Source organism: Phenylobacterium sp. (assembly GCF_031181185.1).
In the GTDB taxonomy this organism is placed as follows: Bacteria; Pseudomonadota; Alphaproteobacteria; order Caulobacterales; family Caulobacteraceae; genus Phenylobacterium.
On the sequence record NZ_JAPSKZ010000141.1, the window covers coordinates 1 to 9,280 of the forward strand.

Here is a 9,280-nt window from a genome sequence, read left to right on the forward strand (position 1 = left end):
TCCTCCGCCGGTCCGCAAGCCGCGCGGCGAGCCCCGGCCCGAGCGCACCGAGAGCACCGAGAGCACCGAGCGGCAGGCGCACGAGGAGCGGTCCGAGCGCCGCGACCGCACCACCCGCGCCGAACGGGCCGGGGAGCGCCCGGAGCGGCCTGAGCCCCGCAACGAGCGGTCGGAACGTGGCGACCGCCGCCGCGGGCGCGACGACGACGATCGGGTGGTGGGTTTCGGTTCCGACGTGCCCGCCTTCCTGCAGCGTCCGCCGCCCCGTTCGTCCGAAAGTTGAGCCGGGCCCGGCGCTTTAACCGGGCGTTTGCAGGCCGCAGGTAGGCTTCCCGACAGTTCCGTCGTCCGCGGCGGAGCCCGGAACTGAAGGCGCGGCCATGACCACCGATGTCGAAACCTCACTGCGGGGCCCTAAGGCCTATGACCTCGCCCGCAAGGCGGTCGAGGCGATGGAAGCCCACCAGGTCTGGCCGACCGCACTGAACTTCGAGCTCTGGATCCACTACGTCACGGCCAAGGATTCGGCGCTCGCGACCGAAATCGACACACTGATCCAGGCCGGCGAGCCGTTCACCGAGGCGGTGGGCGAGCACCTGGCCGCCCAGTTCCTGCCCAAGGCCAAGCTGAACGGCGAGATCCTCGAAGCCGGCCAGACCCTGTCCAAGGAACTGGACAGCGTCTCGCGCGCCATCGAATCCGCCCGCGAGACCTCCGAGGCCTACGGCCAGCAGCTGGCCAGCGCCAGCGAGTCGCTGGACGGCGAGGACGCCAGCGCCATCAAGTCGATGGTCGAGACCCTGACCGTCGCAACCCGCAAGGTCCGCGAAGAGAACCACGCGCTGGAAAGCCAGCTGCACGACACCACCGCCGAGCTCGGCCGGCTGCGCGAACACCTGGAACAGGTGCGCCGCGACGCCATGACCGATGCGTTGTCCGGCCTCGCCAACCGCAAGGCCTTCGACGAGGCGCTGGAGCGCGCCTGCGAAACCGACGGCGCCGTCACGCTGGCGGTCGTCGACATCGACCATTTCAAGAGCTTCAACGACACCTGGGGCCACCAGACCGGCGACCAAGTGATCCGCTATGTGGCCAGCGTGCTGGGCCGCTCCAGCCCGGCCCCGCGGCTCGCGGCGCGCTACGGCGGCGAGGAGTTCGCCATCGTCTTCCCCGGCGAGAGCGCCCGCGCCGCCCTGGCCGTGCTGGAAGCCTGCCGCGAGGAGGTCTCCTCCCGCATCCTGAAGCGCCGCTCGACCAACGAGGACCTGGGCGCCATCACCATCTCGGCCGGCATCGCGGAGCGGAAGCCGGGCGAAGGCCCCGCCGCCCTCATCGAACGGGCGGACGGCGCGCTCTACGCCTCGAAACGCGGCGGCCGCAACCGCACCTCCTGCGCCGACCCGATCGCCGCGGCCGCCTAGCGCCGCCACGTTTTTGCTTGGCTGACGCCGGGGTATCCTCCCTCCTATCGGCGCGATACGATCCGAAAGGGAGGACGCCATGGACGGCGCGCAAACCGCCAGCAAGGTGAAGACGCAGGTCGAGGCCGGCGTCGGCGTGATCACCCTCTCCGACCCCTCAACGCTCAACGCCGCGGGCGTCGAGCTGATGGGCGACCTCGTGAACGCCTTCCAGGCCATGGTCGACGACGACGCGGTGCGCACGATCGTCATCACCGGCGAAGGCCGCGGCTTCTGCTCGGGAGCCAACCTGTCGGGCGGCCCCGGCCGGGTGTCGGACTCGGGCAAGGGCCCGAACCAGGCCCTGATCAAGATCTACAACCCGTTCGTGACCCAGCTGCGCCGCTCGCCCAAGCCGGTGGTGGCGGCGGTCAACGGTGTGGCGGCCGGCGTCGGCGTCTCCCTGGCGCTCGCCTGCGACCTCGCCGTAGCCGGCGAGAGCGCCTACTTCCTGCTGGCCTTCCGCCGCATCGGCCTGGTGCCGGACGGGGGCGCCACCTGGCTGCTGCCGCGCCTGGTGGGCAAGGCCCGCGCCATGGAGCTGATGCTGCTGGGCGAGAAGCTCCCGGCGAAGACCGCGGCTGAGTGGGGCCTGATCAACAAGTGCGTGCCCGACGCCGAGGTGATGGACGCCGCCATGGCCTATGCGAAGGCGCTGGCCGAAGGCCCCGCCTCGCTGGGCCTGACCCGCAACCTGGTCTGGGACGCGCTGGACGCCCCCTGGCACCTGCAGCTCGAGGCCGAGGCCTATTCGCAGGGCGACGCCGGCCGGACCGAGGACGCCCGCGAGGGCGTCATGGCCTTCGTCCAGAAGCGGCCGGCACAATTCAAGGGCCGCTGAAGACGCCCGCCTCCGTCAGCGACGGCGGAGGCGCTCCATCTCTTCCTCGATCATCCGCTCGCGGCTGCCGTCGCCGTGGAAATACGTCGCCACGCCGTGCGCCAGCAGGCCAATGCCCCAGCCGAACAACGGCCATTGGAACCACCAGTCGCCTGGCGTGGTGACGATGTTGATGGCCGCCAGCCCGGCATTGACGATGGCGTAGGTGATGAGATGGCCCTTGAAGGCGATCTTCATGTCCGCCCGTCGCGTCGCGAGGCGGCGCAGTTCGACGTCGTCAGTCATGGAAACTCCCCGATCCTTTAGGGAGCATAACGCCGATCTTCCGGCCTAATCCAGCTTCGCCGGCTGAATCGTCACGCTCTCGCCGCAGCCGCAGGCGTCGGTCTCGTTCGGATTGTGGAACACGAACTTGGCCGAGAGCTTCGTGACCTCATAATCGATCTCCGAGCCGATCAGGAACAGCACGGCCTTCGGCTCGACCAGGATGGTGACGCCCTTGTCCTCGACCACCTCGTCCATCGGATCGGCGTGCTCGGCGTACTCCAGCACGTACTCCTGACCCGCGCAGCCGCCGTTCTTCACGCCGACACGGAGGCCGGCGTAGGGCTTCTCGGCCTTGGCCATGATCTCGCGCACGCGCTCAGCCGCCCGCTCGGTCAGGGTGACGACTTTCGGCCGCGGACGCCGCTGGCGCGGCTGGGAGGTGATCTCGAGGTTCGCCATCAGAACATGTTCAACTGCAGCTTGGCCTCGTCGCTCATCCGCGACGGATCCCACGGCGGATCGAAGACCAGCTCGACCTTGCACGACCGGATTTCCGGGATCTCGCGCACCGCATCCTCCACCCAGCCCGGCATCTCGCCGGCCACCGGACAGCCCGGCGCCGTCAGGGTCATGTCGATGAGCACGTCGCGGTCGTCCGAAACGTCGACCTTGTAGACCAGGCCCAGCTCGTAGATGTCGACCGGGATCTCCGGGTCGTAGACGGTCTTCAGCTTCTCGACGAGCTGGTCGGTTAGCTTGTCGAGCTCCGCCTGGGAGAGCGGGGCCGAAGGGGTCGTCTCGATGGAAGCGCCGTCGTCCATGATCCTGCTTTACGCGAAGAAGGCCTGCGTTTTGGTGAGGGCGTCCACGAATGCGTCCGCCTCCTCCTCGGTGTTATATAGGGCGAAGGATGCGCGTGCGCTCGACGTCACGCCAAAACGGCGCATCAGCGGCTCCGCGCAGTGGGTGCCCGCCCGGACCGCCACGCCATAGCGGTCCAGGATCTGGGCCACGTCGTGGGCATGCGCCCCTTCCACGGTGAAGGAGAGGATCGCGCCCTTCCCCGGCGCATCGCCGATCACCTTCAGCCAGTTCAGGCCCGCCAGCCGCTCGCGGACGCGGGCGTACAGGCGGTGTTCGTGCTCGGAGATCGCCAGCCGGTCTTGACTGGCCAGCCAGTCGATCGCCGCTCCCAGCCCGATCGCCTCCAGGATCGGCGGGGTGCCGGCCTCGAAGCGGTGGGGCGGGTCGGCGTAGGTGATCGCGTCCTGGCTGACCATCCCGATCATCTCGCCGCCGCCCTGGTACGGCGGCAGCTTCGCCAGCTCCTCGGCCTTGCCGTAGAGGATGCCGATGCCCGTCGGACCGTACAGCTTGTGGCCCGAGAAGACGTAGAAGTCGGCGTCGATGTCCTTCACGTCGATCGGCTTGTGGACGATGGCCTGACAGCCGTCGAACAGCACCAGCGCGCCGACCTCGTGGGCCATCCGCGCCAGGCTCTTGGCGTCGTTGATGGTGCCCAGCACGTTCGACATGTGGCTGAGCGCCACCAGCCGCGTCTTGGGCCCCAGCAGTTCGCGGAAATGGTCCAGGTCCAGCGCCCCGTCGTCGGTGACCCGCACCCACCTCAGGACCACGCCCAACCGCTCGCGCAGGAAGTGCCAAGGCACGATGTTGGCGTGGTGCTCCATTTCGGAGAGCACGATCTCGTCGCCCGCCTGGAGACGCGCCGACATGCCCGCCGCCACCAGGTTCACCGCCTCGGTGCCGCCCTTGGTGAAGACCACCTCGGTCTCCACAGCGTTGATGAAGGCCGCCGCCTTCCGCCGGGCCGCCTCGTAGACGTCGGTCGTCTCGTTGGCCAGGGTGTGCAGGCCACGGTGGACGTTGGCGTACGAGCCCTCCATCGACCGCGTCATCGCCTCAATCACCGCTCGCGGCTTCTGGGCCGAGGCGGCGCTGTCCAGGTAGATCAGCGGCTTGCCGTGCACCTGGCGCTGCAGGATCGGGAATTCGGCCCGGACGGCGTGGACGTCGAAGGCCATCACGTGCTCCTCAGGGCCTGGGCGACCCAGGCGGCGGCGATCTCGCGGGCGCCCTCGTGGGCGATGCGGTCCACCACCTCGCCGACGAAGGCCTCGGTCAGCATGGCCCTCGCCTCGGCCTCGGGGATGCCGCGCTGCCTCGCGTAGAACAGCGCGTCCTCGTCCAGGGCCCCCACCGTGTTGCCGTGGGCGCACGAGACGTCATCGGCGTAGATCTCCAGCTCGGGCTTGGCGTCCACTTCGGCGCGGTCGGACAGGATCAGCGCGTGGTGGCCCATCCGGGCATCGGTGCGGTCCGCGCCCTCCGCCACCACGATCCGCCCCTGGAACACGCCGCGGGCCTGGTCGCGGACCACGCCCTTGGTCAGCTGGTCGGTGGTCCCGTCGACGGCGGCGTGGGTGACGACCGTCGTCAGGTCGGCGTGGCGCTTGTCGGCCAGCAGATAGACACCGTCCATCCGCAGCTCGGCGTGGCCGCCCGGATGCGTCACCTGGGTCTCGAGCCGCTGGCGGCGCGCACCCGAGGTCAGCACCGTCTGCGCGTAGCTGGCGCCCGGCTCCAGCTGCACCTGCGCCTGGCTGACCGAAACGCCGTCGGCGCTGTCCGCCGCCAGCACGATCCGCTCGACCGAGGCGCCCTCGGATACGCCCAAGGTCAGGCCAGTGTGGCCAAGGTAGCCGCCCTCGCCTTCGTAACTTTCCAGCAGGGTCAGCCTGCCGCCCAGGGCCACCGTCACGGCCACCCGGCCGGTGTGGCCGCCGTCCCCGCGGGCGAGGACCCGCAGGGCGACCACGCGGCTGCCGCCCGCGCCCACCTCGATGCGGATGTCCTCACGGCCGTTGGCCAGGACCCGGACCTCGTGGGCGAGCGCGTCGAAGGGCCCCTCGCCGAAAGCGGCGGGCTCTATCGGCTGCGACGGCGGCGGCGCCTGGCGGATCAGGCCGCGCAGGTCGGTCCAGCGCCAGTCCTCGTCGCGCTTCCCGGGCAGCTCGGCTGTGTCGCCGGCGCGGATGGCGGCGGCGATGCTCAAGCGGCCCTCGCGTACTTGTCGTAGCCCTCGCGCTCCAGCTCGAGCGCCAGCTCCGGCCCGCCCGAGGCGACGATCCGGCCGCTGGCCAGGACGTGCACCTTGTCGGGTTTGATGTAGTCCAGAAGCCGCTGGTAGTGAGTGATCACCAGCATGCCGCGCTCGGGCGAGCGCAGGGCGTTCACGCCGTCGGCGACGATGCGCAGGGCGTCGATGTCCAGGCCGGAGTCGGTCTCGTCCAGGATGAGGAAGCGAGGCGAAAGCATCGCCATTTGAAGGATTTCCATCCGCTTCTTCTCACCGCCCGAGAAGCCGACGTTCAGGGCGCGCTTCAGCATCTCGAAGTCGATCTTCAGCTCGGCCGCCTTGGTCTTGGCCAGCCGCAGGAACTCGGGCGCGCTGATCTCGTCCTCGCCGCGCGCCTTGCGCTGGGCGTTTAGCGCCGTGCGGATGAAGGTCAGGGCGGGCACGCCGGGGATCTCCAGCGGGTACTGGAACGACAGGAAGACGCCCTTGGCCGCCCGTTCGTTAGCCTCCAGCGCCAGCAGGTCCTCGCCGTCCAGCGTCGCCGAACCTTGCGTGACCTCGTAGCCCGCGCGGCCGGTCAACACGTACGACAGCGTCGACTTGCCGGCCCCGTTCGGCCCCATGATGGCGTGCACCTCGCCGGCCGGCACCTCCAGCGAGAGCCCTTTCAGGATCTCCTTGTCCTCGACGGCGGCGTGCAGGTTCGTAACGGACAGCATTCAGTGGATCTCGTCGGCGAGGAACTGGGCCATGATCCGCAGGGCGTCCTCGACGGTCCCGGCGGATTCCTGTTTGCGCGGCGTCGCCGAGCCCGGGCTGGAGAAGCGCTTGTCCGCGGACGTCACGCTGGCCTGGCCCGCCTCGAAATAGGCGGCGATGCGGAAGTTCTGGTGGTCGACGGAAACCGTGTAGCGCCGGCGGTCGACAGCGAGGCCGTGGCTCTTCAGGAACTTGGCGTCGGCGCTGATCGCATCGAACAGCGCCTCGGCCTTGGCCAGGTCCTCTTCCTGCTGCTTGCGCTCGGCCTCTTCCCGGGCGCGGCGCTCCATCTCGCGGCGCGCGTACTCGGTCTCGAAGGCGTCCTTCAGCGTCAGGGCCGGCTTGGGCTTCTTGGCTCGAGTGGGCATCAGCCGACGCTCCCTTCCAGGCTGATCGCCACCAGCTTCTGGGCCTCGACGGCGAACTCCATCGGCAGCTCCTGCAGCACGTCCTTGACGAAGCCGTTCACCAAGAGCTGCACCGCCTCCTCCTGGGAAAGCCCGCGCTGCATGGCGTAGAACAGCTGGTCCTCGGACAGCCGCGTCGTGGTCGCCTCGTGCTCGAACACCGCCTGGCCGTTGCGCGCCTCAATGTACGGCACGGTGTGCGCCGCGCAGTGCTTGCCGATGAGCAGGCTGTCGCACTGGGTGAAGTTGCGAGCGCCCTTGGCCTTCGGATGCGCCGAGACCAGGCCGCGGTAGGTGTTGGTGCTCTTCCCGGCGCTGATGCCCTTCGAGATGATCCGCGAGCGCGTGTTGGCGCCCAGGTGGATCATCTTCGTGCCGGTGTCGGCCTGCTGGCGGCCGTTGGTGATGGCGATCGAGTAGAACTCGCCCGAGCTCCCCTCGCCGCGCAGCACGCATGACGGGTACTTCCAGGTGATGGACGAACCGGTCTCGACCTGGGTCCACGACACCTTCGAGCGGTCGCCGCGGCAGTCGGCGCGCTTGGTGACGAAGTTGTAGATGCCGCCCTTCCCGGTCTCGGGATCGCCCGGGTACCAGTTCTGGACGGTGGAATATTTGATCTCGGCGTCGTCCAGGGCGACCAGCTCGACGACCGCGGCGTGCAGCTGGTTCTCGTCACGCATGGGGGCCGTGCAGCCCTCGAGGTAGGAGACGTAGGCGCCCTTGTCCGCGATGATCAGGGTGCGCTCGAACTGGCCCGACCCCGCCGCATTGATGCGGAAGTAGGTCGAGAGCTCCATGGGGCAGCGCACGCCCGGCGGCACATAGACGAAGCTGCCGTCCGAGAAGACCGCCGAATTGAGGCAGGCGAAGTAGTTGTCGCTGACCGGCACCACGGTGCCCAGGTACTGCCGCACGAGCTCGGGGTGCTCGCGGATCGCCTCGCTCATCGAGCAGAAGATGACGCCCGCGGCCGCCAGCTCCTTCTTGAACGTGGTGACGACGCTGACGCTGTCGAACACCGCGTCCACGGCGTAGCGCGGCGCGCCCTCGACGCCGGCCAGCACCTCCTGCTCGCGCAGCGGGATGCCCAGCTTCTTGTAGGTCTCGAGCAGGTCGGGATCGACCTCGTCCAGGCTCTTCGGCCCCGCCTTCTGCTTCGGCGCGGCGTAATAGTGCGCGTCCTGGTAGTCGATGCGCGGGAAGCTGACCTTGGCCCAGTTGGGCTCTTCCAGCGCCTGCCAGCGCCGGAACGCCTCCAGCCGCCATTCCAGCATCCACTCCGGCTCGTCCTTCTTCGCCGAGATGAAGCGGACGATGTCCTCGTTCAGGCCCTTGGGCGCGAACTCCTGGTCGATGTCCGTGACGAAGCCGTGCTTGTACTTCTCGAGGCTCTGGACGTGCTCGACGGTCTGTTTGACGGCGGCCATTACGCGACTTCCTTACGCCGGGCGGCGTGACGGGCGTGGGCGTCCAACCAGACGTCCGCGAACCTGTTCCAATCGTCTTCCGTGGTGTTCCAGCCGCCGCTGACCCGGATCGCGCAGCCGGCGAGCTCGCCCTGGTCCATGGCGGAGAGCACGTGGCTGGCCTTCACCTTGCCCGACGAGCAGGCCGAACCGGCGCTGACCATGATGCCGGCGAGGTCCAGGGCCATCACCTGCAGGTCCGACGACCAGCCGGGCGCCGCGACGTTGAGGGTGGTGGGCAGGCGCGGCGCCGCCTCGCCCATGACGACGGCTCCCGCCGCCTTCAGGCGCTCGACGGCGGCGTCGCGCCAGGCGGCTTGGCGGGTGTTGTCGTGCAGCGAGGCGCGCAGCACCTTCGCCGCCGCGCCCAGGCCCGCGATGCCCGGGATGTTCTCGGTGCCGGCCCGTCGGCCGCGCTCGTGGCCGCCGCCGTGCTGGCGGCGCACCAGGACGGCGCGCGGGCCGAACGCCAGCCCGCCCACGCCCTGTGGCGCGCCCAGCTTGTGGCCCGAGAACGCGAGCGTGTCGGCGCCCAGCGCCGCCATGTCGACCGGGAGCTTGCCCAGCCCCTGGATGGCGTCGACGTGCAGCCAGCCATCGGCGGCCCGCACGATCTCGGCGGCCTCGGCCACCGGCTGGATCACGCCCGTCTCGTTGTTGGCCAGCATCAGCGCCACGAAGGGTCGGCCGTCGGCGGCGTCCCAGCGAGGCAGCCGCTCGCGCAGCCAGGTCAGGTCGGCGACACCGTCGGAGGTCACCGGCAGGATCTCCACCGCCGCGGCCGAGGCCTTGGCCGCCTCCAGGATGGTGGCGTGCTCGATGGCCGAGACGATCAGGCGCTTCGAACCTGTCGCGACCGCGCTTTCGAGGCAGAGGTTGTTGGCCTCGGCGCCGCCGCTGGTGAAGACGACGTTGGCGGGCGCAGCCCCGACCAGGACGGCGATCTCCTCGCGGGCCGTCTCCAGGATCGCCCGCGC

The 9,280-nt window shown here is 69.6% G+C and carries 11 protein-coding genes and 1 pseudogene; 3 read left to right on the top strand and 9 right to left on the bottom strand.

The window, feature by feature from the left end; genetic code table 11:
* The 3 genes and pseudogenes from RIF93_RS15365 to RIF93_RS15375 form a co-directional block, all read left to right on the top strand.
* A pseudogene (locus RIF93_RS15365) lies at positions 1-283 on the top strand (RNA helicase); the annotation flags it as partial.
* A gap of 97 nt (positions 284-380) precedes the next feature.
* Positions 381-1,421, top strand: a complete 1,041-nt coding sequence (locus tag RIF93_RS15370) for a GGDEF domain-containing protein (protein ID WP_309092323.1) — start codon at positions 381-383, stop codon at positions 1,419-1,421.
* Between the two features lie 79 nt (positions 1,422-1,500).
* Positions 1,501-2,301, top strand: coding sequence for an enoyl-CoA hydratase/isomerase (locus RIF93_RS15375; protein WP_309092324.1), 801 nt, complete (start codon positions 1,501-1,503; stop codon positions 2,299-2,301).
* Positions 2,302-2,316: 15 nt separating this feature from the next.
* Here RIF93_RS15375 and RIF93_RS15380 read toward each other — a convergent pair whose 3' ends face one another.
* From RIF93_RS15380 to RIF93_RS15420, 9 genes are all read right to left on the bottom strand, one after another.
* The gene (locus tag RIF93_RS15380; RefSeq protein WP_309092325.1) at positions 2,317-2,586 is read right to left on the bottom strand and encodes a 2TM domain-containing protein; all 270 of its coding nucleotides are present in this window, start codon (positions 2,584-2,586) and stop codon (positions 2,317-2,319) included.
* Between the two features lie 45 nt (positions 2,587-2,631).
* The gene (locus RIF93_RS15385) at positions 2,632-3,027 is read right to left on the bottom strand and encodes an iron-sulfur cluster assembly accessory protein (RefSeq protein ID WP_309092326.1); all 396 of its coding nucleotides are present in this window, start codon (positions 3,025-3,027) and stop codon (positions 2,632-2,634) included.
* Positions 3,027-3,389 (bottom strand): SUF system Fe-S cluster assembly protein, encoded by a 363-nt coding sequence (locus RIF93_RS15390; RefSeq protein ID WP_309092327.1) that lies wholly within the window; start codon positions 3,387-3,389, stop codon positions 3,027-3,029. The genes RIF93_RS15385 and RIF93_RS15390 overlap by 1 nt, the downstream gene beginning before the upstream one ends.
* A 9-nt stretch (positions 3,390-3,398) precedes the next feature.
* Positions 3,399-4,613, bottom strand: coding sequence for a cysteine desulfurase (locus RIF93_RS15395; protein ID WP_309092328.1), 1,215 nt, complete (start codon positions 4,611-4,613; stop codon positions 3,399-3,401).
* Positions 4,613-5,644, bottom strand: coding sequence for a Fe-S cluster assembly protein SufD (sufD, locus tag RIF93_RS15400; RefSeq protein ID WP_309092329.1), 1,032 nt, complete (start codon positions 5,642-5,644; stop codon positions 4,613-4,615). Before sufD ends, RIF93_RS15395 begins: the two co-directional genes overlap by 1 nt.
* Positions 5,641-6,387 carry a Fe-S cluster assembly ATPase SufC gene (sufC, locus tag RIF93_RS15405; protein WP_309092330.1) on the bottom strand — a complete coding sequence of 249 codons (747 nt, stop codon included), beginning with the start codon at positions 6,385-6,387 and terminating at the stop codon, positions 5,641-5,643. The genes sufD and sufC overlap by 4 nt, the downstream gene beginning before the upstream one ends.
* Positions 6,388-6,795 (bottom strand): hypothetical protein, encoded by a 408-nt coding sequence (locus tag RIF93_RS15410; RefSeq protein ID WP_309092331.1) that lies wholly within the window; start codon positions 6,793-6,795, stop codon positions 6,388-6,390.
* On the bottom strand, positions 6,795-8,264 hold the full coding sequence (gene sufB, locus RIF93_RS15415) for a Fe-S cluster assembly protein SufB (RefSeq protein WP_309092332.1): 1,470 nt from the start codon (positions 8,262-8,264) through the stop codon (positions 6,795-6,797). The genes RIF93_RS15410 and sufB overlap by 1 nt, the downstream gene beginning before the upstream one ends.
* The coding region (locus RIF93_RS15420) for a cysteine desulfurase family protein (protein ID WP_309092333.1) at positions 8,264-9,280 on the bottom strand (1,017 nt) is incomplete at its 5' end. The genes sufB and RIF93_RS15420, both read right to left, overlap by 1 nt.

Bases quoted from the DNA above. Each gene is read 5' to 3' on its own strand.
- RIF93_RS15370 (WP_309092323.1), top strand. From the start codon at position 381: ATGACCACCGATGTCGAAACCTCACTGCGGGGCCCTAAGGCCTATGAC.
- RIF93_RS15375 (WP_309092324.1), top strand. From the start codon at position 1,501: ATGGACGGCGCGCAAACCGCCAGCAAGGTGAAGACGCAGGTCGAGGCC.
- RIF93_RS15380 (WP_309092325.1), bottom strand. From the start codon at position 2,586: ATGACTGACGACGTCGAACTGCGCCGCCTCGCGACGCGACGGGCGGAC.
- RIF93_RS15385 (WP_309092326.1), bottom strand. From the start codon at position 3,027: ATGGCGAACCTCGAGATCACCTCCCAGCCGCGCCAGCGGCGTCCGCGG.
- RIF93_RS15390 (WP_309092327.1), bottom strand. From the start codon at position 3,389: ATGGACGACGGCGCTTCCATCGAGACGACCCCTTCGGCCCCGCTCTCC.
- RIF93_RS15395 (WP_309092328.1), bottom strand. From the start codon at position 4,613: ATGGCCTTCGACGTCCACGCCGTCCGGGCCGAATTCCCGATCCTGCAG.
- sufC (WP_309092330.1), bottom strand. From the start codon at position 6,387: ATGCTGTCCGTTACGAACCTGCACGCCGCCGTCGAGGACAAGGAGATC.
- RIF93_RS15410 (WP_309092331.1), bottom strand. From the start codon at position 6,795: ATGCCCACTCGAGCCAAGAAGCCCAAGCCGGCCCTGACGCTGAAGGAC.
- sufB (WP_309092332.1), bottom strand. From the start codon at position 8,264: ATGGCCGCCGTCAAACAGACCGTCGAGCACGTCCAGAGCCTCGAGAAG.